The 21,895-nt window shown below is 67.7% G+C and carries 20 protein-coding genes and 1 tRNA gene; 6 read left to right on the top strand and 15 right to left on the bottom strand.

What is annotated here, in order from left to right; translation table 11 throughout:
• Nucleotides 1-69: 69 nt before the first annotated feature.
• Entirely contained in the window at nucleotides 70-1,212 is a 1,143-nt protein-coding gene (gene carA, locus ACN0RJ_RS15060) for a glutamine-hydrolyzing carbamoyl-phosphate synthase small subunit (protein WP_417719646.1), read from the bottom strand.
• 195 nt (nucleotides 1,213-1,407) lie between these two features.
• Here carA and ACN0RJ_RS15055 point away from each other — a divergent pair, with 195 nt between their 5' ends.
• Entirely contained in the window at nucleotides 1,408-1,872 is a 465-nt protein-coding gene (locus ACN0RJ_RS15055; protein ID WP_417719645.1) for a GatB/YqeY domain-containing protein, read from the top strand.
• A 61-nt stretch (nucleotides 1,873-1,933) separates the two neighbouring features.
• Here the strand turns inward: ACN0RJ_RS15055 and ACN0RJ_RS15050 are convergent, their stop codons facing one another.
• The 4 genes from ACN0RJ_RS15050 to ctaD form a co-directional block, all read right to left on the bottom strand.
• Nucleotides 1,934-2,830, bottom strand: a complete 897-nt coding sequence (locus ACN0RJ_RS15050) for a hypothetical protein (RefSeq protein WP_417724779.1) — start codon at nucleotides 2,828-2,830, stop codon at nucleotides 1,934-1,936.
• A 15-nt stretch (nucleotides 2,831-2,845) separates the two neighbouring features.
• On the bottom strand, nucleotides 2,846-3,343 hold the full coding sequence (locus ACN0RJ_RS15045) for a DUF2244 domain-containing protein (protein WP_417724778.1): 498 nt from the start codon (nucleotides 3,341-3,343) through the stop codon (nucleotides 2,846-2,848).
• Between the two features lie 60 nt (nucleotides 3,344-3,403).
• A complete protein-coding gene (locus ACN0RJ_RS15040) occupies nucleotides 3,404-4,156 on the bottom strand; it encodes a metallophosphoesterase family protein (protein ID WP_417724777.1) in 753 nt (250 codons plus the stop codon).
• A 108-nt stretch (nucleotides 4,157-4,264) separates the two neighbouring features.
• Nucleotides 4,265-5,938, bottom strand: a complete 1,674-nt coding sequence (gene ctaD / locus ACN0RJ_RS15035; RefSeq protein WP_417724776.1) for a cytochrome c oxidase subunit I — start codon at nucleotides 5,936-5,938, stop codon at nucleotides 4,265-4,267.
• Between the two features lie 308 nt (nucleotides 5,939-6,246).
• On the opposite strand from ctaD, the gene ACN0RJ_RS15030 reads away from it, so the two are divergent.
• Together ACN0RJ_RS15030 and ACN0RJ_RS15025 are read left to right on the top strand one after the other, a co-directional pair.
• Nucleotides 6,247-6,450, top strand: coding sequence for a hypothetical protein (locus tag ACN0RJ_RS15030; protein ID WP_417724775.1), 204 nt, complete (start codon nucleotides 6,247-6,249; stop codon nucleotides 6,448-6,450).
• A gap of 117 nt (nucleotides 6,451-6,567) precedes the next feature.
• Nucleotides 6,568-7,029: a GNAT family N-acetyltransferase gene (locus ACN0RJ_RS15025; RefSeq protein WP_417724774.1), complete on the top strand. Its 462-nt coding sequence runs from the start codon at nucleotides 6,568-6,570 to the stop codon at nucleotides 7,027-7,029.
• Here ACN0RJ_RS15025 and lipB read toward each other — a convergent pair.
• On the bottom strand, nucleotides 6,990-7,661 hold the full coding sequence (lipB, locus tag ACN0RJ_RS15020) for a lipoyl(octanoyl) transferase LipB (RefSeq protein WP_417724773.1): 672 nt from the start codon (nucleotides 7,659-7,661) through the stop codon (nucleotides 6,990-6,992). The genes ACN0RJ_RS15025 and lipB overlap by 40 nt on opposite strands.
• A gap of 218 nt (nucleotides 7,662-7,879) precedes the next feature.
• On the opposite strand from lipB, the gene ACN0RJ_RS15015 reads away from it, so the two are divergent.
• The gene (locus ACN0RJ_RS15015; protein WP_417724772.1) at nucleotides 7,880-9,580 is read left to right on the top strand and encodes a peptidoglycan-binding domain-containing protein; all 1,701 of its coding nucleotides are present in this window, start codon (nucleotides 7,880-7,882) and stop codon (nucleotides 9,578-9,580) included.
• A 156-nt stretch (nucleotides 9,581-9,736) separates the two neighbouring features.
• Nucleotides 9,737-9,823, top strand: a tRNA-Leu gene (locus tag ACN0RJ_RS15010).
• A 222-nt stretch (nucleotides 9,824-10,045) separates the two neighbouring features.
• Here the strand turns inward: ACN0RJ_RS15010 and ACN0RJ_RS15005 are convergent.
• The 3 genes from ACN0RJ_RS15005 to ACN0RJ_RS14995 all read right to left on the bottom strand — a co-directional run bounded on the left by ACN0RJ_RS15005 (nucleotide 10,046) and on the right by ACN0RJ_RS14995 (nucleotide 12,432).
• Complete coding sequence (locus ACN0RJ_RS15005; RefSeq protein ID WP_417724771.1) at nucleotides 10,046-10,429, bottom strand: hypothetical protein; 384 nt, start codon at nucleotides 10,427-10,429, stop codon at nucleotides 10,046-10,048.
• Nucleotides 10,430-10,531: 102 nt separating this feature from the next.
• Nucleotides 10,532-11,257, bottom strand: coding sequence for a hypothetical protein (locus ACN0RJ_RS15000; RefSeq protein WP_417724770.1), 726 nt, complete (start codon nucleotides 11,255-11,257; stop codon nucleotides 10,532-10,534).
• The gene (locus ACN0RJ_RS14995; protein WP_417724769.1) at nucleotides 11,254-12,432 is read right to left on the bottom strand and encodes a DNA cytosine methyltransferase; all 1,179 of its coding nucleotides are present in this window, start codon (nucleotides 12,430-12,432) and stop codon (nucleotides 11,254-11,256) included. The genes ACN0RJ_RS15000 and ACN0RJ_RS14995 overlap by 4 nt, the downstream gene beginning before the upstream one ends.
• 215 nt (nucleotides 12,433-12,647) lie before the next feature.
• Here ACN0RJ_RS14995 and ACN0RJ_RS14990 point away from each other — a divergent pair, with 215 nt between their 5' ends.
• Nucleotides 12,648-14,954, top strand: coding sequence for a molybdopterin-dependent oxidoreductase (locus tag ACN0RJ_RS14990; RefSeq protein WP_417724768.1), 2,307 nt, complete (start codon nucleotides 12,648-12,650; stop codon nucleotides 14,952-14,954).
• Nucleotides 14,955-15,002: 48 nt separating this feature from the next.
• Here ACN0RJ_RS14990 and cynS read toward each other — a convergent pair whose 3' ends face one another.
• The 6 genes from cynS to ACN0RJ_RS14960 all read right to left on the bottom strand — a co-directional run bounded on the left by cynS (nucleotide 15,003) and on the right by ACN0RJ_RS14960 (nucleotide 21,836).
• Nucleotides 15,003-15,470 carry a cyanase gene (gene cynS, locus ACN0RJ_RS14985; RefSeq protein WP_417719631.1) on the bottom strand — a complete coding sequence of 156 codons (468 nt, stop codon included), beginning with the start codon at nucleotides 15,468-15,470 and terminating at the stop codon, nucleotides 15,003-15,005.
• Between the two features lie 20 nt (nucleotides 15,471-15,490).
• Nucleotides 15,491-17,218, bottom strand: a complete 1,728-nt coding sequence (locus tag ACN0RJ_RS14980) for a bifunctional protein-serine/threonine kinase/phosphatase (RefSeq protein WP_417724767.1) — start codon at nucleotides 17,216-17,218, stop codon at nucleotides 15,491-15,493.
• 59 nt (nucleotides 17,219-17,277) lie between these two features.
• Nucleotides 17,278-18,123: a formate/nitrite transporter family protein gene (locus ACN0RJ_RS14975; RefSeq protein WP_417719629.1), complete on the bottom strand. Its 846-nt coding sequence runs from the start codon at nucleotides 18,121-18,123 to the stop codon at nucleotides 17,278-17,280.
• 36 nt (nucleotides 18,124-18,159) lie between these two features.
• Nucleotides 18,160-18,516 (bottom strand): nitrite reductase small subunit NirD, encoded by a 357-nt coding sequence (gene nirD, locus ACN0RJ_RS14970; protein ID WP_417719628.1) that lies wholly within the window; start codon nucleotides 18,514-18,516, stop codon nucleotides 18,160-18,162.
• Complete coding sequence (gene nirB / locus ACN0RJ_RS14965; RefSeq protein ID WP_417724766.1) at nucleotides 18,513-20,969, bottom strand: nitrite reductase large subunit NirB; 2,457 nt, start codon at nucleotides 20,967-20,969, stop codon at nucleotides 18,513-18,515. Before nirB ends, nirD begins: the two co-directional genes overlap by 4 nt.
• Nucleotides 20,970-21,383: 414 nt before the next feature.
• A complete protein-coding gene (locus ACN0RJ_RS14960; protein WP_417724765.1) occupies nucleotides 21,384-21,836 on the bottom strand; it encodes an RrF2 family transcriptional regulator in 453 nt (150 codons plus the stop codon).
• Nucleotides 21,837-21,895 lie beyond the last annotated feature (59 nt).

Below are 21,895 nucleotides of genomic sequence, written 5' to 3'. Positions count from 1 at the left end.
CCGGGGCAGATCATCCGAATTTGGTAAAAAGAGAGTTAATTCCGGCCGGCGACCGGTCGAAATACCCCCTTAGCCCATGGAGGCGACGAACCGTTCGAAGAGATAGAAGCTGTCCTGCGGACCGGGGCTGGCCTCCGGGTGGTGCTGGACCGAGAACACCGGCCTGTCGGCCATGCGGATGCCGCAGTTCGACCCGTCGAAGAGGCTCACATGGGTTTCGATGATGCCCGAGGGCAGCGACTGCCCGTCGACGGCGAAGCCGTGGTTCATCGAGGTGATCTCGACCTTGCCGGTCTCGATTTCCTTGACGGGATGGTTCGCACCGTGATGGCCGTGGTTCATCTTGACGGTCTTGCCTCCGAGCGCCAGCGCCAGCATCTGGTGGCCGAGGCAGATGCCGAAGACCGGCAGATCGGTGTCGTCGAGGATGCCCTTGATCATCGGAACGGCATATTTGCCGGTGGCGGCGGGGTCGCCGGGGCCGTTGGACAGGAACACGCCGTCCGGGGCATGGGCCAGAACCTCGTCCTTGGTGGCCGAGGCGGGAAGGACGGTCACTTCGCAACCGGCCGAGGCGAGACACCGCAGGATGTTGCGCTTGGCGCCGTAGTCGATGGCGACGACCTTCTTGCGCGGCTCGGTCTGGCGGGCATAGCCCTCGGGCCAGGCCCACCGCATCTCGTCCCAGCGATAGGATTGGGCGCAGGTCACGTCCTTGGCAAGGTCGAGGCCGGTGAGACCGGGAAAGGCGCGGGCAGCGGCGACCAGCGCGCCGAGGTCGAAATTCCCGTCCGGATCGTGGGCCAGCGCGACATGCGGCGCGCCGGACTGGCGGATCGCCCGGGTCAGCCGACGGGTGTCGACCCCGCCCATGGCGATGCGGCCCCGCGAGGCCAGCCAGTCCGAGAGGCGCTGCACGGAGCGCCAGTTCGACGGCTCGGTCGGCATCCATTTCACGATCATGCCGGCGGCGACGGGCTCCGCCGTCTCGTCATCCTCGGGATTGACGCCGACATTGCCGATATGGGGGAAGGTGAAGGTCACGATCTGCCCGGCATAGGAGGGGTCGGTCATGATCTCCTGATAGCCCGACATCGCGGTGTTGAAGCAGAGTTCGGCGCGGGCCTGTCCGGTCGCTCCGAACCCCTGTCCGTAGAACAACGTCCCGTCGGCAAGTGCGAGGCATGCGGTGGGCTTTTGCGGCGCGGACATGGCGGCGACTCCTTCGGGCGGCGGGGTTCGGGCAAATCGCGCCATAGGTAAAGATTGGGGCGCGGGGGGTCAAGGCTTTGCGGGAAATGTAATTTCCTTTAATTTCAGGGGCTTGACCTTGCGACGGGCAGAGTTGCGCCGCCCGGCCGGTTTCTGTAGGGTTGGCTCTCGGAAACGTCAGGGGACACCGTTTCAATGTCATTGCGAGAGCGCATCTCGGCCGCGACCAAGCAGGCCATGAAAGACAAGGCCGCCGAGCGGCTGTCGACACTGCGGCTGATCAACGCCGCCTTCAAGGATCGCGACATCGCCGCCCGCGGCGAGGGGCGCGAGGGAGGAGTCGAGGAAAGCGAGCTGCTGGCCATCCTGGGGAAGATGGTGAAGCAACGCCGCGAGAGCGCACGTACCTACGAGGAGGGCGGACGGCTGGACCTGGCCGAGCGAGAGCTGGCGGAAATCGTGGTGATCGAGGAATTCCTGCCGAAACCGCTCAGCGAGGCCGAGATCGGCGCCGCGGTCGACGCCGCGGTGCAGGAGGTCGGCGCGACCTCGATCCGAGACATGGGCCGGGTGATGGGCGTGCTCAAGGGCCGCTACCAGGGCCAGATGGATTTCGGCGCGGTCGGACCGCGGGTCAAGGATCGCCTCGCCGGGGGCTGAGCGGGGCAAATTCCTTGCAAGGAATTTGCAAATCTTTTTGCAAAAGATTTGGGGCGCGGGTTCAGGGGGCGGGAAACTCCCTCTCCACCTGCGCCAGCGTGTCGGCGTCGGTGACCCGGAACCGCCGGACGAAGCGGGTCTTGAACCCCACCCGTCCGCGCCGCGCGCCGAAGTTTTCGCCATGGTTCAGCACGTAGAGCACCGAGGGCCGGTCAAGCCGCGTCAGCGGGCGCCCGGCCAGTGCCGCGAGATAGGGGAACATCCGGTGTTCGTGGCCGGTCATGGCGCGCAGGAAGGTCACCCCCTCCGGCGTGCGAGGATCGTGCAGCACCGCCGCACAGGAGCCGCAGAGCTTCCAGAACGGCTTGCGCAGCGGCATGCGCGGGGAGGGCGGTCCGGCCAGGGCCACTTCCTTGGTGGCGTGATCCATCACGAAGCCGCTCTCGACAAGGTAGCCCGGCTCTTGCCGTTCCAGCATTTCGGCGACCGTTCCGTCGCGGAGCAGGTCGTCGGCATCGAAGCTCATGACATAGGCCGGACCGCCCGCCATCCCGGCGAGGTGATCGCAGAGCGCCGAGAGCTTTCGCCACTTGTCGTTGCCGGGTGCGGGATCGTCGAAGGGCAGCCAGCAGATCCGCGGGTCGTCGGGCAGCGGTGGCCGTTCCTGGCAGCAGATCACCGCCCGCCACGCGCCTTCCTGACGTCGGAAGCTGTCCAGTGTCGCGCCGAGGCGCCGCGTCACGGCCTGCCAGTCGCCGACCGCTTCGGGCCCCACCAGCGGGACGAGAAAGATCACCTCCGTCACCCGGGGCAGGGGGCCGCGCGAGGCGTCACGCAGGGCCAGTGCCGCCGTTTCCGAGGCGACCGGCGACAGCGCGCGGGCCAGTGACGGGCTGATCGCCGCCGCGACGCGCAGGGCGAGGCGGTGCAGCTTGGGGGTGGCGGGCGCCTGGGCCATGTCGTTCCTTCGCGGTCAGTTGCGCGCCATTCCGCGGATCCGTCCGGAGAGGTCGGAATAGAGCGCCCTGCGTTCCTCTTCGCTCAGAAAGGCGCCGATCTCAACCTCCCGCCCGGCCCCCTTGAGCGTCACGTACCAGGGAACCGGCCCGCCGGTCTGGTGAAGGATCACCTCGACCCAGTAGATGTTGCTCTGCCATTCCTGTGCCGGACCGCGGGGATTGTGGCGCACCAGCCGCGCCTGTTCCGGCGACAGCGTGAGGATTTCCAGCACCCGGCGATCCCGGCTGTTGCGCTGGATCGCCCAGTAGATCCCGGCGACGGCGGCAAGCATGAAGGGCAGAAGTCCCCAGAGCAGCTTTGTCCCGATAAGCCCGAAGAACGGAATCAGCGCGAACAGGAAGAACCCGAGGATGACCGCAGAGAAACTGCGGGCGGTGAGCGACTGATGCGGCCAGAGGTGAAGCTCGGCCGTGGTGGCGGGGTCGGAGGTCTTTTCCCAGGAATAAGGCATTTCGCGGGGCACCCTAGCAGGCCCCGCGGGGAGGTCTAATCGCAAAGATGCCGCATGCCGTCATTGCGGCGACAGCCAGCCGGTCGCGACGGCGCGCGCCCAATCCGGACGGCCGCGCGCCTTGGCCCGTTCGGCCATGCGTGCCGTGTCGTAGGGCACCAGCCTGTGGCACACCGACCAATCCGCCCCCTGGCGGTCGAGCACGGCATAGGAGGCCGCGGGAGTCCCGGTCTCGACCACATGCGCAACCGGGTGGGTGTCGGTGTAGGCCGGACAGCCGACGCTGCCGGGGTTGACGATCAGCCGTCCGCCGATGCGGACCGACCGGGGCAGATGAGTGTGGGCGCAGAGGATCAGCGGCTGGTCGGACTCCGGAAGGTGCGCGGCCACCTCGTCCGGAAGGGCGGGCAGCACACCGCCCTGCGCGTCGACGCGGTTCAGCCAGTAGCGGTCGTCCCGATCCGGGGTCGCGTGGCAGAGCAGCGCCCCGCCGGCGTCCAGCGCCACCGGCAGGCTGCGCAGCCAGTCCAGCGCCTCCGGCGGGAGGTCGTCATGGGCTGCCCGGTCCGAGGGCTGCATCTCCTCCGGGGGCGTTTCGATCAGGTAGCGGTCGTGGTTGCCGCGCACGGTCGGAAAGGCCCGGTCCTTGAGCAGGTCCCAGACCTCGCCCGCGGCGAGGGGCCCGCTGAACACGTCGCCGAGGTTGACCACGGTGGCGATGCCCCGGGAGTCGATGTCGCGCAGCACCGCGCGCAGGGCATCGGCGTTGCCATGGATATCGGCGATGACGGCAAATCGGTCGGGCAGGGTCATGGCATCACAGCACCTCGGGACGGGTGCGTCGTCAAGGGGCCGGATGGGGCCGGACGGAAAAAGGCCCCGGACGCGATGCCGGGGCCTTTTCGGATGATGGATCTGCGCTCAGTGCGCGGGATGCTTGTCCCAGTCTTCACGCTTGGGGAGCTGTTCGAACGTGTGCTCCGGCGGCGGGGAGGGCAGGGTCCATTCCAGCGTATCCGCGTATTCGTTCCACGGGTTCGCCGCGGTGCAGGATTCGCCTTTGCGGATCGAGTGCCACATGATCCAGAAGAAGAACAGGAAGGATGCGAAGGAGATGATGGCGCCCCAGCTCGACACGTGGTTCCAGAAGGAGAACGCTTCGGGATAGTCGATGTAGCGGCGCGGCATGCCCTGGCGGCCCAGGAAGTGCTGCGGGAAGAAGGTCAGGTTCGCACCGATGAACATGACGTAGAAGTGCAGCTTGCCCGCCCATTCCGGGTACATCTTGCCGGTCATCTTGGGGAAGTAGAAATACACCCCCGCGAAGATCGCGAACACCGCACCCAGCGACATCACGTAGTGGAAGTGCGCCACGACGTAGTAGGTGTCGTGATAGGCCCGGTCGACGCCTGCCTGGCTCAGGACCACGCCGGTGACGCCGCCCATGGTGAACAGGATCAGGAAGCCGATCGCCCAGAGCATCGGCGTCTTGAACTCGATCGAGCCGCCCCACATCGTCGCGATCCAGCTGAACACCTTCACCCCCGTCGGGACGGCGATGACCATGGTGGCCAGCATGAAGTAGCTCTGCTGGGTCAGCGACATGCCGACGGTGTACATGTGGTGTGCCCACACGACGAAGCCGAGCGCCCCGATGGCGATGATCGCCCAGACCATCGGCAGGTAGCCGAAGACCGGCTTGCGCGAGAAGGTGGCGATGACGTGGCTGATGATGCCGAAGCCGGGCAGGACCACGATGTACACTTCCGGGTGGCCGAAGAACCACAGGATGTGCTGGTAGAGGATCGGGTCGCCGCCGCCCGCGGGATCGAAGAAGGTCGTCCCGAAGTTGCGGTCGGTCAGCAGCATGGTGATGGCGCCGGCCAGAACGGGCAGCGACAGCAGGATCAGCCAGGAGGTGACGAAGATCGACCAGGAGAACAGCGGCACCTTGAACAGGGTCATGCCGGGGGCACGCATGTTCAGGAAGGTGGTGATCATGTTGATCGCGCCGAGGATCGACGACGCGCCCGAGACGTGCACGGCAAAGATCGCGAGGTCGGTCGAATAGCCGCCTTCGGTGGTCGACAGCGGCGGGTAGAGCACCCAGCCGATGCCCGAACCGAGCTGACCGTTGCCGCCCGGCGAGAAGACCGAGCACACCGCCAGCGTCGTCCCGGCGCAGTAGAGCCAGAAGGACAGGTTGTTCAGACGCGGGAAGGCCATGTCCGGCGCACCGATCTGAAGCGGCATGAAGTAGTTGCCGAAACCGCCGAACAATGCGGGGATCACCACGAAGAACATCATGAGGATCCCGTGTCCGGTGATCATCACGTTCCAGAGGTGCCCGTTGGGAGTGCAGTTTTCGGTCGCGGTCGGGAAGAGACGCGCGCCTTCCATGCACATGAACTGCACGCCGGGCTCCATGAGCTCCAGCCGCATGTAGACGGTAAAGGTCACCGAGATGAGGCCCGCGAGCGCAGAGACGATCAGGTAGAGAATCCCGATGTCCTTGTGATTCGTGGACATGAACCACCGGGTGAAGAACCCGCGGTTGTCCTCATGTTCGTGGCCATGAATGGCGGCATCAGCCATTGTCTGCCTCCTGTTGGTCAGGGTCTTGGTGTTGTTTCGTGTCGTACCGCAGGTGCGCGCAGGATCGGATGCGGCCCCTTTGTTTCCAATTCTCCTTTTAGAATGTGGTCCGGGGCGCGTCCATGACCCTGTTGGACCCGGATCAAACTTTATTGTCGCACCTCCTTGAAGGGGATGGGAACAATTCAACGCAAACGGGGGTTTTCCTGACCTGCGGAGTCGTGATCGTTTCGCTATCCATGGTGCAACGCTGCCAGACGCCGACCGAAGCCGCCCGGGGGGTGGCCTGACGAACAAGGAGAACTCCGATGGCCTATTTCGACCACGTGCTTTCGTCCCGCGAACCGCTCCTTCGCCGGCTGTCGCGGCTGCTCGACACACCCTTTGCCGCCCGCCAGCGGCAGCTTTCGGCGCGGGTGGCGCAACTGCGCGCCCTGTCCGATGCCGAACTGGCCCGCATGGGGCTGACCCGCGACGGGATCATCCCGCATGTCTTCGGCGGCAACGCCTGAATCACCTACCCGAGATCCTGCCGGCAACACTTGTCCCGTGACTGCCGCAGGTTAGACTGGCCGGGGCGCCGCTCTCTCCCCCTTTTCCCGAACCGGCGCTCCGGCCAGGAGCTTCTTGTGGACATAAGACCTGCCGCCGCCCACGATCTTCCCGCCATCGCGGCGATCGTCGAGGCGGCCTATTCCCCCTACATCCCGCGGATCGGCAAGAAGCCGGGGCCCATGCTCGACGACTACGCCGCGCTGATCGGCGCGGGCCGCGTCTCGGTCATGGTCGAGGCGGGTCGGGTGCTCGGCCTGCTGGTGCTGGTGCCGATGGAGGGGCACATGCTGCTCGACAACATCGCCGTCGCGCCCGACGCGCAGGGCAGGGGTGTCGGCAAGCGGCTGATGATCGCGGCGGAATGCGCCGCGCGGGCCGCCGGCCATGACGAGATCCGCCTCTACACCCACGAGAAGATGGTGGAGAATGTCGCGATCTACACGCGCATCGGCTACCGCGAAACCCATCGCATCCGCGAAAAGGGGTTCGACCGGGTCTACATGGCCAAGTCGCTCGGCGCGTCCCCGAACACCTGATCGAAGCTTTTCCGCAGCGCCACGTCGAGATCCTCCATCGTTACCGGAAGCCCGAGGTCGACGAGGCTGGTCACGCCGTAGTCGGAGATGCCGCAGGGCACGATCCCCGAGAAATGCTCCAGCTCCGGTTCGACGTTGATGGAGATACCGTGAAAGCTGACCCATTTGCGCAGGCGGATGCCGATGGCGGCGATCTTGTCCTCGGCCATGCGCCCGTCGGGCAGGGCAGGGCGGTCGGGCCGTTCGACCCAGACGCCGACCCGGCCGTCGCGGATATGGCCGGTGACGTTGAATTCCGCCAGGGCGGCGATCACCCAGGTTTCGAGCTGCTGAACGAAGCGCCGGACATCCCGTCCGCGCGCGCCGACATCCAGCATGACGTAGATCACCCGCTGACCGGGCCCGTGATAGGTATATTGCCCGCCCCGGCGCGTCTCGTGCACGGGAAACCGCGACGGATCGGTCAGATCCTGCGGTTTGGCCGAAGTTCCGGCGGTGTAGAGCGGCGGATGTTCCAGAAGCCAGATGGCCTCGTCGGCCTCACCGGCGGCGATGGCCGCGGCGCGCGCCTCCATCATCGCGAGCGCGTCGTCGTAATCGGTCAGCCCGTCCGTCGTGATCCATTCCACCATTGCTTCGGGCTAGGGCCTTCCCCGGAGGACGTCAAGACGGGGCGCGGCCCTGGGCGGAGGCGTGGGCCGTTTCGGGCGTATTCGCGGAATCCCGTACTTGACAGGACGCGGGATTTGCGGGGACAGTTTTTCGAAAGACTTTGTCGAGCAATATTCAATTGACACGAACCGATGGCGACAGGCGCCCGACACCGATTTATTTCTGGGAGAATATGATTATGAAACGAGTGTCCATTGCCGGGCTGATCTGTGCGAGCATCGCGCTCACCCCGGTTGCCGCCACGGCCGACGATGCCTTTATCGGTGGACTGGTCGGCGGTATCATCGGCAGCGCAATCGCCAATCAGCCCAAGCGCCAGACCAAGACCTATCGCAAGACGACGTCCACGTCGTCCAAGAAGACCTACAGCAAACCGGCGGTGAGCTCGGCGCAGGTCCAGCAGAACCGCGACACGCAGACCGCACTGAACTACTTCGGCTTCGATGCGGGCGGGGCGGACGGTGTGCTGGGACGGCGGTCGCGCTCCGCCATTTCCTCCTACCAGGTGCTGCTCAACTATCCGGCGACGGGCCAGCTCACCCAATACGAGCGTGATTTCCTGATGTCGTCCTATTACCGGGCGCAGGCGGGCGGGGCGAATACCAGCCAGCAGATCGCGATGAACCCCATGGGAATCAAGGGGCTTCTGATCGCCTATCGCGACGAGGCGACCGGAGGTAGCACCACGTCGAATGCCATTGCCGGGCATTACGGGCTGCCGGCCATCGTCGCCTCGGCCGTCAACGAAATCGCGCGGAGTTCCGATCCGACGGCCGAGCAACTCGTCCAGCGGTCCGGCTTCGTGCAACTGGCCGACATCAACGGCGACGGCAGGACCGACTACATCCTGGACACCTCGGTGACCGGCTCCGCGTTCTGGTGCAATGCGCAAAGCTGCGCGGTGCGGGTCTTTGCCTCGACCCCCGACGGCTACGAGCGCAACGACTTCCAGGCCTTCAACGTCACCCCGGCGATGTTCACCTGCCAGCGCGGGTCCTGCATGAAGACCGACGGCGGCGCCGGGCAACTCGCCTCGACGCAACCGGCCCCCGCCGCTCCGGCCCCGCAAGCGCCGCAGACGCAACTCGCCGGGCTGACCGGCCCCGTGGCCTCGGCGCAACCGGTGGTCCCGTCGGGCACCGCGACCGCACCGGCGGCGGCCAACATGCCGGGGATGCCCACCTTCTTCGGCGATGCCCCGGCGCAGGCATCGCTGCAGTCCTATTGCAACAAGGTCTCGTTGCTGACCTCGACCAACGGCGGGTTCATCACCTCCGAGACCATGACCGACCCGGATCTCGCGCTGTCCGAACAGCTTTGCCTTGCCCGCACCTATGCGATCGCGCGGGGCGAGGATGTCGTGGCCAAGCTCACGAACGTCACGCAGACGCAGATCGCCGAGCAATGCGCCGGTTTCGGTCAGCTGATGAAGGACCACGTCTCCGCCCTGTCGCTGAAGCAGCGTGACGACGTGCTGCGGGAGGTCGGAACCTTCGTTCTCAACACCGGAGTCGCGCCCGCGCAACTGTCCAAGACCGCGCAGATCTGCCTCGGCACGGGGTACAAGCTGGACGACATGAACGCGGCGATGGGGTCCGCCCTGGTTCTGGTCGCACTCGGAGAGGCGCCCTATTCCGAACTGCTCGGCCATCATCTCGCGCAGGGCTTCGGCGCGACGGAGCGGACCGACCTGGCGCTGGCCTGGTATGCCAAGGCGATCGACGCCGCGGATGCCGGCTCCGTCCAGGTGTTCAGCCCCGGACAGCCCGACCGGATCAACCTGCTGCGCAAGGCGGCCATGTCTCTCGAAGGCGGATCTGCCATGACCGCGACCCCGGCGGCGGCCGGCACCGCGGGCGTGCTCGTGTTCGGCGACTAGGATTTCCGGCAGCGACGACAGGCATCGGGCCGGGGCGGATCGTCTCGGCCCGATTGCCGTTCGGGGCGGCCGCGCAAATTATTCGCCGGCGCGACGTTTTCCTCTTCACATCCCCGCGCGGCTTTTGTAGAGAGCGCGTCACCAAGTCAGGACAGTGCGGTCGTGGCGGAATTGGTAGACGCGCAGCGTTGAGGTCGCTGTGGGGTAACTCCCGTGGAAGTTCGAGTCTTCTCGACCGCACCATTCTCCTGAAACTTCCTGTTGTCAGGAGGTTGAGACGGACACCCCCCTTCATAAGACATGCCCGCATGTCCGGCAGCCGTCCCATGCGGCGGAGCTGTTGCATCGGTCCGCCGCCATGGCGGGGCGGGAAACTCCGTTGTTTGCGATGCGCGCCCGGTCTGACGGGGCCCTGGCCGGGGCCGCCGTCATCGGGAACCGCGCCGGCAGACTGAAGGCGTCGGGTCAGGGGATGATGCCGTAGGCGCGGCAGACCAGTTCCGCGTCGAAGATCGCCGTGGCCATCGTGGCGTCGCGGCTCATGATGACGAGGTAGAACTGGTCCCCCGTATATCCGCCGAAGGAATTGCGCGCGTTGATGAGCCCGCACACGGCCAGGTTCTGCCCGCCGTCCGCATAGTGCAGCACTGCGGGCCAGGCGCGACCGGCGCGGACGCTGTCGGGGTCCTTCAACCGCCGCAGCACTGCGTCGACGGCGACCCGGACCTGGCTGTCGGAAAGTTGCGCCGGGCGGCTGGCGACGACGGTCGTGGCCGGGTTCGCGCCGGCGGCGGATGCGGATATCGCAAGCGCCAGCGTCAGGCCCTGCAGCAATCGGGGAAAGGTCATCGGGATCTCCTGTGTCTTTCTGCCGAAAAACACGCGCTTCGTGGCCTCCCTTGGGCAAAATCCCGGAATTTCAGGGATTTGCGAAGGCGGGCGGGGCGCCGCTCAGGCGGAGGCGAGGGCGAATTCGCCCTCGGGCCGCAACTGCCAGGTGGCCAGGACGCGGCAGGCGGCCTTGTCGATATTGGTGAGCGTCACCTTGGCATCGGAGCGGTCGAGCTTCAGCGTGAACTCCGGCGAGGGCGCGCCCTCGGGGATCGCGATGGAGGGCCCGTCCGGGGCAAAGGCGGCGCGGGGCACATGGGCGACCTGACGCAGCAGGGAGGTCGGGATCTCGACCAGTTCGTAATGGGCGGCGGCGCGGAACAGGCGCAGCTGGATGATGCTGTCGACGGTGGCGGTGTAATCCGCGAACAGCCGCTTGGTCGCCTCTTCCCGTTGTGCCGGGCCGCGCATGTCCTGGATCCAGGCCGCTTCGCAGAGCTTCGAGATGTGCAGCCGCCGGGCCCGCAGCCCCTTCTGCGCGGTGGACTTGAGGCTGATCTTGCGGCCGTCGATCTCGACGTCCCAGAAACGCTGCCCGTCATCGGCCTGCGCAACCCTGTGCCCGCCCGAACGCGCAGCCCGCGTGAAGGCGGCTTCGAAGGAATTGGTGGCAAGGGGCGAGCCCAGGAAATAGTGATGGATCAGCAGGGTCGCCCTGAATTCGCGGGCGAAGGCATCGCTCAGGATCTCCGAGGGGACCGGGCGGGTTTCCTCGCAGGGGCCGCGCATCGCGGTCAGCAGTTCGTCGAGGTAGCCCTGTTCCGTTGCGTCGGGCGCCGGGATCATGCCGCTTCCCGCACGAAGTCCGAAGAGCGCAGGCTGGTGCCGGGCAGGACCAGTTCCTGCATTCCCGGCTGTTCGTTGGTCAGGATCCAGCGGCACAGGTGCGCCAGCTGGTAGGAGATCAGCGGCGGCACCGCGTCGCCGATGTGGCGATAGACATTGGCGAGGCTGGCGCCTTCGAACCTGTAGCTGTGGGGAAAGCCGTTCAGCACGCCCATTTCGGCCACGGTGCAAAGCCGGTCCAGTTCCGGGTGGGCATAGCGACCGTTGCCGATATGGGCGCATTCGCGCTTGATCGTCGGGGCCGGCTTGTCCCAGGCCAGCCGCCCGTAGACATCGGGATAGGACCCGAACTTGCCCGCCGCCGCGATGCGCTTCATCGAACCGGTCATCAGCTCGTCCGCCTGCGGATGTTCGAGCAGGTCCATCCAGGAACCGCCGTCCTTGGGGATCGCGGCCAGCCTGCGCCGCACCGTGTCCGAGCCGAAGCCGGGAAAGCGGTGATCGGCATTGCGGGCGCGGGTGGTGACCGCAAGCGCGCGGCGCACGGTCTTGGCCGAGGGCTTGACCGACCAGCCGTCCCACATGCTTTCCAGCGTGTAGAGCGGCAGGTCGTTGCGCACCGCGATGATGATCGAGCGTTCGCGCACCTGCGGCAGGCCGAAGCGGGTCAGCATGTAGCTGCGCCCGAAGACGTTGTAGCCGTTGTCCTCCAGCGTCTCGCGGAAAGCCCTGTAATGGTGCAGGAAATTGCCCCGGATCAACTCGCGCGCATTCTCCATCACGACCACGTCCGCATCGAGCGCGACGGCGAAATCCGCCGCCTTAGACACCAGGCTGTTGCGGGCGTCGTCGCGCAGGTGGTTCTGCGGGTTGGTGCGGCTGAAGCCGGTGCAGGGGGGGCAGACGCTCAGCACGTTGACGTGGCGGTCCCCGATCTCGAGCGCCCGGCGCAGATCGCCTGCCGCCACCTCGCCGAGGTTGATGCGCTTCGGCGCGATGCCGATGTTGTTGCGGTAGGTGGTGTTGCATTGCAGACGGCCGTCGCCCGAGGTCGGCTTGCCGATTTCCGCATCCGCCGCGCCGATCATGTCGAAGGCGCCGTGGGCCTTGAATCCGTAAGACATGCCGCCGGCGCCCGAAAAGAGATCGACGACAGAAATCGGTTGGGTCTGCATGTCCGGGGCTCACTCTGTCCTGTCCGTATCTAGTAGCCTCTGAGGGCGTCACTGGCAACATCTGGGTGGCCTCGCGGCGCCTGTCGCAGCGTCCCCGGCCGGGTGCATGCCGCGTTGCGCGGCGCGGCGGGTGGGGGGCGCGATCGGGCTTGACCCGGCGCGCGGTTCGCGGTGCAGTCGCGCCCGTCCGCAGCGTTGCAAGAAGAGGTCCCGCCGTGCCAGATCGTCCAGCCTACGTCGTCGCGCATTGGGGGGTCTACCAGGTCGACACGACGGCCGATCGCCCGACCTACGCGCCCTTCGACGACGACCCGTCCCCTTCGGAGATCGGCAGGTCCATGGCCGAGACGCTGGACGATCCCTGCCGGATCGACAGGCCGATGGTGCGGCGGGGCTTTCTCGAAGGCGACGGCGGCGCGGCGCGCGGCGAGGACAGCTACGTCGCCACCGATTGGGACGCGGCGCTGGATCTGGCCGCGCGGGAGCTGGGCCGCATCCGCGCCGCGCACGGGCCCGAGGCGATCTACGCCGGCAGCTACGGCTGGGCCAGTGCCGGGCGCTTTCATCACGCGCAAAGCCAGTTGCGCCGGTTCTTCAACCTGTTCGGCGGCTGCACCCGGTCGCGCGACACCTACAGCTACGCCGCGGGCGAGGTGATCCTGCCGCACGTGGTCGCGCCGCTGGAACGGCTGCTGGGCGGGCATACCGCCTGGGCGGCCATCGCCGGGGCGGGCGCGACGGTGCTCGCGCTCGGCGGGGTGCCGCTGCGCAATGCCCAGATCGACGCCGGCGGCGTGGCGCGCCATACCCAGGCGGGCGACATCCGTGCGGCACTCGATGCCGGGGTGCGGGTCGTCAACGTCTGCCCGGTGCGCGACCGGGACGCGTTGGCGGGCTGCGAATGGCTGGCGATCCGCCCCGGGTCCGACATGGCGCTGCTGCTGGGGCTTGCGCATACGCTGGTGGCGGAGGGGCTGCATGACACGGCGTTCCTTGCCAGCCATTGCACCGGGTTCGACCGGTTTCTGCCCTATCTCGACGGAGGTTCCGACGGGGTGGCGAAATCGGCGGACTGGGCGGCGGGGCTGACCGGCCTCGACGCTGCGACGATCCGGGCGCTGGCGCGGGATCTTGCGCGGGGGCCCTCGGTCATCGCGGCGAGCTGGTCGATGACCCGCCAGGACAACGGCGAGCAGACCTGGTGGATGACGGTCGTGCTGGCGGCGATGCTCGGCGGGATCGGCCTGCCGGGGCAGGGGTTCGCCCTCGGGCTGGCGGCGGTCAACAGCATCGGCAGCCTGCGCCGCCCGCTGTCCTTTGCCGGCTTCCCCATTCCCATGCGCGGCCCGGCGCCCTTCATCCCGGTGGCGCGGATTGCCGACATGCTGGAGCATCCGGGCGCGGAGTATCGCTACAACGGCACGACCCGCCGCTATCCCGAGATCCGGGCGATCTACTGGGCGGGGGGCAATCCCTTCCACCACCATCAGGACCTGAACCGCCTGCACCGGCTCTGGAAGCGGGTCGGGACGGTCATCGTGCACGAACCGCACTGGACCCCGCTTGCGCGCCATGCCGACATCGTCTTTCCCGCGACGCTGTCGTCGGAACGGGCGGACCTGTCCGGCTCGACGCGGGATACCCACCTCTTTGCCACCGACCCGGTGCGTCCGCCCTTCGGCGAGGCGCGGGACGATCACGCGATCTTTGCCGGCCTGGCCGAGCGGCTGACCGGCCCCGAGGGCAACACTGCGCTGCACGAGGCCTTTACCGAGGGGCTGACGCCCGGGGACTGGCTGCGCCGCATGTACGAGGAGACGCGCAACCGCATGGCGCGGCATGGCGACGAGATGCCCGACTACGACACCTTCCGCGCCCGCGGCATGGTCGCGTTTTCGCCGCCCGCCGAACCGCCGACCCTGCTCACCGCCTTTCGCGAGGACCCCGCCGCGCACCGCCTGTCGACGCCGTCGGGACGGATCGAGATCTTCAGCGAGACGATCGCCGCCTGGGGGCTCGACGGGCAGCCGGGCCACCCGGTCTGGCGCGCTCCGGTCGAATGGCTCGGGGCGGCGGGGCGATATCCGCTTCACCTCGTCACCCACCAGCCCGACCGGCGGCTGCACAGCCAGCTCGACCAGAGCAGCTACAGCCGCGCGGGCAAGGTCGCCGGGCGCACGCCGCTGGTCATGCATCCCGACGATGCGGCGGCGCGGTCGCTCAGGGACGGCGACGTGCTGCGCGTCTTCAACGACCGGGGCGCCTGCCTTGCCGGTCTGCGCATCGACGACGGTCTGCTGCCCGGAGTGGTGACGATGGAGACGGGGGCCTGGCTCGACCTCGATCCCGCGACGCCGGGGCTGTGCCGAAACGGCAATCCCAACGTGCTGACACCGGATCGCGGCACTTCGGAGATCGCGCAGGGTCCCGCCGCGCTCAGTTGCCTGGTCGAGGTCGAGGCCGCGCCCCTCCCGATCCCCGAAAGCCGCGCCTATGCGCCGCCCGAAATCCTGCGGCGCTGATCGCCGGGGCGCCCCCGGACCGCGCGCGGCGCCCCGGGGGCGGCAGGATCACCAGGCGTTGTAGGACAGGTACTTGCCCGACATCTCGACCTTCACCCGGTCGCCCTTGGGGTTCTCGACGCGGGTCACCGACATGTCGAAGTCGATGGCGGACATGATGCCGTCGCCGAACTTTTCGTGGATCAGCGCCTTGAGCGTGGGGCCGTAGACGCCGACGATCTCGTAGAAGCGGTAGATGCAGGGGTCGGTCGGCACGGTCTGTGACCAGATCTTGGTCGGGCTTTCGGTCAGCGCCCCGACGGCGGTCTCCGGCAGGTCGAGCAGGGCCGCCAGCGCCTCTGCCTTGTCCGGCGGAAAGGCGTTCATGCCCATGCTTGCGGAGTGGGTCCAGACGGGCGACATGCCGATCGCCTCGGCGATGCCCTCCCAGGTCAGCCCGCCGCGTTTCTTGGCAAGCAGGATGAGGGCGGTGGCCTCTTCCTTGGTCAGGAATTCTGCGGTGGTCAGGTCTTTCATGGGGTCCTCCTGTCGGACGGTCAGCCGTGGGTCACGGCGAGGATGAGGCAGAGCACCGCGAGACCCGCGGAAACGGCCTGCCAGAAACGAACGGGATTGCGCGCCGCCAGCGGCACGTGCGATTCGGCCCGGGCGGCGCTGCCGGGACGGCGCAGGTCGGCGACGAATTCCGACAGCGCATCGTAGCGCCGCAGCGGGTCGGGGTGGCAGGCCCGGCGCAGCGCGGCGTCCATCCAGGCCGGAACGCCGCTGTCGTCGTCGCGCGCCGGTCGGTAATTCAGCCGCCGCTGGTCGCCGACCGAACGGATGCGCGCCACCTGTGTGCCGTAGGGCAGGCGGCCGGTCAGCATCTCGTAGGCGATCACCCCGAGCGCGTACTGGTCCGACCGCCAGCTGACCGTATCGCCGGAGAGGTATTCCGGCGCGGTGTACTGGTAGGTGCCGGGCATCTCGCCCAACGTGCCGGGCAGGGTTTCCTCGACCCCCGCCACCCGGGCCGAGCCGAGGTCGATGATCTTCACCGTGCCGTCCGGGTCGATCATGACGTTCTCCGGGCGCAGATCCTGGTGGATCATCTCGCGCCGGTGAAAGGCGCGCAGCCCGCGCGAGATCTGCTCGACGATGTCGCGGACCGCGTCCGGTTCCGGTGCGGGCGTGTCGGTCATCCACTGGCGCAGGGTCCGCCCCTCGACGAATTCGGTCACCGCGTAGAGCGCGGTGCGCCCGGCCTCCGGGGCGGCCCGCAGCACATGCGGCGACGACAGCCGCCGGGCGATCCATTCCTCGAGCATGAAACGGCGCAGGTAGTCCTGATCCTCGCGGTGCTCGGTCGAGGGGATCTTGAGCGCGACGCGCGTGCCGTCCGGCGCGGTGGCCAGAAAGACGTGGCTGCGGTCGGTGGCGTGGATCTCGCGCACGATGCGGAACCCGTCGAGGTGGTCGCCCGCGCGGGGCAGGGGCGGGACGCGCAGGGAGGCCGCCTCGCCCAGCAGGGCGCCTGCATCCGGGGCGGGCAGGGTGTCTATCCGCACGATCTGGACGGTCAGGTTGTCGTCGCTGCCTGCCGCCAGCGCCGCCGCGCAGACAAAGCGCGCGACGGGCCCGAGATCCTCCGCCGCGCGAATCTCGCGCACGACGTCCGCGGGCACCCAATGTTCGTGCACCCCGTCGGTGGTCAGCAGAAAGACATCGCCCGGCGCCACCGGCAGGCGGCGGTAATCGACCTCGACCCGGGCCTCGGCACCCATGGCGCGGGACAGCCAGCCCCCGCCCGAGGGCAGCAGGACGCGGTGATCCTCGGTCAGCGGTTCGAGCGTTTCGCCCGCCACGCGCCACACCCGGCTGTCACCGACGTGCAGCACATGCGCCTCGCGCCCCTTGAGGATCAGCGCGGCAAGGGTGCAGACATGGCCGAGGTCGGCATCGGCGACGCCCGCGCGCCGGTTGCGCGCATGCAGCCAGCCGTTGGTCGCGGCGATGACGCTGGTGGCGGCGGTGCGCGCGGTCCAGGCGTCGGAGGTGCAGTAATAATCGCCGAGCAGGGAGGCGACGGTCAGTTCCGCCGCCTCTCCGCCGACCGCGGAGGACGAGATCCCGTCCGCCAGCGCCAGCGTCACGCCCTTGAGCGCAAGCGCGGCGCCCTCGGGGACGAGGGCGCCGTGAAAATCCTGGTTGGAGGCTTTGCGCCCGGCGTCGGAATACTGCCCGATGGAGACGGCAAGCGTCGGCTGGGCGGCATCTTTCGGCATCGGCACCTCCTCGGTGGAAAGCGGGCCCCGGCGATCCGGGGCCCCGCGTCGGGTCGCGCCTATTCGGCCGGAACGCCCGTGACGTCGTCGTTGCGGGCGGCATTGCGCTTCGGGCTTTCGCGGAAGTGCGTGGCATAGATCATGCCGCCGACGAAGGTCAGGCCGCCGACGAGGTTGCCCAGGACCACCGGGATCTCGTTATAGGCGAAGTAGTCGAACCAGGTGAAGTTGCCGCCCAGCATGATGCCGCTCGGGAACAGGAACATGTTCACGATGGAATGCTCGAAGCCGAGGTAGAAGAAGACGATGATCGGCATCCACATGGCCATGATCTTGCCGCTGGTCGAGGTCGACATCATCGCCGCGACCACGCCGGTCGACACCATCCAGTTGCAGAGGACCGCGCGCACGAAGACGGTCAGCAGGCCCGCGCCGCCGGCGGCGGCGTAGCCGAGGGTCCGCGCCTCGCCGATGTGGCCGATCTTCTGGCCGACATCGTTCGGTTCGGTCGAGAAGCCGGTGGTGAAGACGATGGCCATCAGCACGGCGGTGGTCATCGCGCCCGCGAAGTTGCCGCAGAACACCAGGCCCCAGTTGCGGAATACGCCCTTCCAGGTGCAGCCGGGGCGCTTGGCCAGCACCGCGAGCGGGGCGAGGGTGAAGACGCCGGTCAACAGGTCGAAGCCCATGAGGTAGAGCAGGCAGAAGCCCACGGGGAACAGCAGCGAGGCGACGAGGAAGTTGCCGGTCTGCACGGCGATGGTGACGGCGAAGGCCGCGGCGAGCGCGAGGATCGCCCCCGCCATGTAGGAGCGGATGAGCGTGTCCTTGGTGGCCATGAAGATCTTGGATTCGCCGGCGTCGACCATCTTGGCCGCGAATTCCTTTGGCATGACATACGACATGTCTTGGTCCTTTCGGTAGGTGGTTTGGCCTGAAGGTCAGGCGTCGGAGGGGAAATCGGCAGGAAAGAGGTTGAGATAGATGTCCCGGCCGTCGAGCCGGACGGGAAAGGCGGCGGTCTGCCCCCGGTCGGCGCCCTGCGCGGTGCCGGTTTCGAGGGAGATCACCCAGTTGTGCAGGGGGCAGGTGACGCAGCCGTCGTGCACGATCCCCTGGCTCAGCGGCCCGTTCCGGTGCGGGCACCGGTCTTCGAGCGCAAAGATCCGGTCGTCGGCGGTGCGGAACAGCGCGATGGTCATCGCCCCGGCCTTCACACAGCGCGCGCCCCGGGCCGGGATGTCGTCGACGCTGCCGACCAGGCGCCAGGAGCGGGTATCGGGGGCCAGGGCGTTCATTCGGCGGCCTCCATCGCGGCATCTCCGAACACGGCGAGCGGATTGAACTCGTGCTTGTCGAGGCCCGAGACGCGCTCGGACCAGGGATCGACCTGCGAATAGACCTGGCTGGTGACGAAGCGGTCGTGCAGGGCGCGCCGCCCGTCGGTGTCGTCGAGGATCGCGGCGCGGATGGTGTCGTGACCCACCCGCTCGGCCCACTTGTAGATGCGTTCGAGGTAGAAGCCCTGTTCGCGGTACATCTGGGTCAGGGCGGCGATGATCTCGACCACCTCGTCCTCGGTCCGCACGAGGCCCAGCTTGGTGGTGCCCTGGATGTGCAGGCCGGCGGCGCCGCCGTAGACGATCTCGAATCCGCTGTCGACGCAGATCACGCCGATGTCCTTGCAGGTCGCCTCGGCGCAGTTGCGCGGGCAGCCGGTGACGGCCAGCTTGACCTTGGCCGGCGTCCACGAACCCCAGAGGAACTTTTCCAGCCGGATGCCGAGCCCGGTGCTGTCCTGAGTGCCGAAGCGGCACCAGGTCGAGCCCACGCAGGTCTTTACCGTGCGCAGCCCCTTGGCATAGGCGTGACCCGACACCATGCCCGCGTCGTTGAGATCGGACCAGACGGCGGGCAGATCCTCCTTCTTCACGCCGAGCAGGTCGATGCGCTGACCGCCGGTGACCTTCACGTCTGGGATGGCGAACTTGTCCACCACGTCGGCGATGGCGCGCAGCTCGGCGGCCGAGGTCATGCCGCCCCACATGCGCGGCACCACGGAATAGGTGCCGTCCTTCTGGATGTTGGCATGCACGCGCTCGTTGATGAAGCGGCTCTGCTGGTCGTCCTGGTAGTCGCCCGGCCAGTCGCACAGCAGGTAGTAGTTCAGCGCGGGGCGGCATTTCGCGCAGCCGCCCGAGCTGGTCCACTCCAGTTCCTGCATGACGGCGGGGATGCTTTTGAGGCCCTTGGCCTTGATGAGGCGGCGCACCTCGCCGTGGCCGAGCGGCGTGCAGCCGCACATGCCCTCGGCCTTCCGGCTCACCGCGTCGCCCAGCGTCAGCGCCATGAGGCTTTCGACCAGCCCGGTACAGGTTCCGCACGAGGCGCTGGCCTTGGTATGGGCGCGCACCTCGGAAAGCGAGGTCAGCCCCTTGCCGGTGATCGCCCCGGTGATCGCGCCCTTGCAGATGCCGTTGCAGCCGCAGATCTCGGCATCGTCGGCAAGGTTCGCCACGGCCGCCAGCGGATCGGCGGTGCCGCCGCCCTGGTGCGCCTGGCCGAAGATCAGCGTGTCGCGCATCCCGGACACGTCCTGCCCGGATTTCAGCATCTCGTTGTACCAGCCGCCGTCCGCCACGTCGCCGTAGAGCACGGCGCCGACGATGCGGTCGTTCTTGAGGATCACCCGCTTGTAGGTGCCGCGGCGGGCATCGCGCAGCACGATGTCCTCGAGCTCGGGCCCGTCGCCGAATTCCCCCACGGAATAGAGGTTCACACCGGTGACCTTCAGCTTGGTCGGCGTTTCGGCATGGGCAAAGGCCTCGTCGGACGGTCCGGCGAGATGCGCGGCGGCAACCCGCGCCATCCGGTAGAGCGGCGCGACGAGGCCGTAGACCCGGCCCTCGACCTCGGCGCATTCGCCGAGGGTCAGGATGTCGGGGTCCGAGGTGCGCATGGCGGCGTCCGCGACGATGCCGCGCGCCACGTCGAGCCCGGCCTCGCGCGCCAGCGCGGTGTTGGGCCGGATGCCGACCGCCATCACCACCAGCGTCGCGTCGATGCGGGTGCCGTCGTCCAGTTCCACCGCCTCGACGCGGTCGGTGCCGTGAATGGCCCTGGTGTTGGAGCCGCAGCGGACCTCGATGCCGCGCCCCTCCAGTTCCTTCTGCAGCAGCCAGGCGGCGGCGGGGTCGAGCTGGCGTTCCATCAGGGAGGGCATGAGGTGCAGCACCGTCACCTCCATCCCCTGCGATTTCAGACCGGCGGCGGCTTCGAGACCAAGGAGACCGCCGCCGATCACCACGGCGCGGCCACCCCTCGTGGCCGCCCGCAGCATGCCGTCCACGTCGTCCAGATCGCGATAGGCGAGGACGCCCGGCAGGTCGTGGCCGGGGACGGGGATGATGAAGGGAGTCGAGCCGGTGGCGATCACCAGCTTGTCGTAGGACGCCGTGATGCCGCCTTCGGAGGTCACCGTGCGGGCGGTTCGGTCGATCCGGGCGACCTTTTCGCCGCGATGCAGGGTGATGCCGTGATCGGCGTACCAGGCGTCGTCATGGATGACGATCTGCTCGTAGGTCTTTTCGCCCGAAAGCACCGGGGACAGCATGATGCGGTCATAGTTCACCCGGGGTTCGGCGTTGAAGATGGTGACGTCATGGGTCTCGGGGGCGACCTCGAAGAGGTGCTCCAGAAGGCGGCCGGGGGCCATGCCGTTTCCGATGATGACGAGGCGTTGACGGGACATGCGGTCTCTCCTGTTCCGTGGGAATGCGGAACCGGAAAACCGGGGCCGCGGCGATTTCAGTCAGGAAAACCAGTGGCTTGCGCATACCGGTTGGACGGCCCCGAGGGGGAGCCGAAGTCGCAGCGCCATTGCTGCGCGCCCTTGCGGGCGTCTTGACGGAAATTGCCGCGCCGTTGCGGCGGTCGGCGGGAATGAACTTTGCCCGCCCTAATCATGCGGATATCCGGCAGGTTTTTCGCACGCAACTTTTTTCTGACACGATTCCGGGAATCGGCCCGTTTCACGCAGGCCTTGCCCCGCGCTGCCACTTTTGCGGGCAGTTCGCCGCGCGCCTGTCGGGATATTCAGCCGGATGGAGTCGGGGTGCCGCGCCGGTCGGGAGGGCCGGTTTGCGGCGCATTCGCCGGGCGGAGCCTACTTGGCCGGCACGGCGCCGAGCGCAGGTTCGGATGGGCCGAGCAGGATCGGCAGGGTGCGCGGATGCGCCAGCACCGAATCCGCCAGGCTGAGGCGGTCGAGCGATTGGTAGAAGGCCGACTTCGCCTCCTTCAGCGCGCGGACGATGCCGCAGGAGCCCTTGAGGATGCAGGTCGAGCAATCGACCATCGCCGTGTCGCCCTCCATGTGGCGGGTGACCTCGCCCATGCGGATCTCGGCCGGGGGGCGGGCCAGCGCGATGCCCCCGGAGCGGCCGCGGACGCTGCGCAGGAAGCCGCCGTCGACAAGCTGGTTGACCACCTTCATCAGGTTGCTCTGCGAGAGGCCGTGCGCTTCGGCGATTTCCGAGATCGGCACGGTCCGGCCCTGGTGCGCTCCGAGATAGAGGCAGACGCGCACGGCATAATCCGTGAATTTCGACAAACGCATGTGACCACCCCGGAAAACCAATGCTTCGATAATGGGGAATGGTTTTCGGTGTTTCAACC

Source organism: Salipiger sp. (assembly GCF_048261495.1).
Taxonomy (GTDB): Bacteria; Pseudomonadota; Alphaproteobacteria; order Rhodobacterales; family Rhodobacteraceae; genus Salipiger.
Note: the sequence above shows the minus strand (reverse complement) of the source record. Positions and strands in the feature narration are given on the sequence as shown.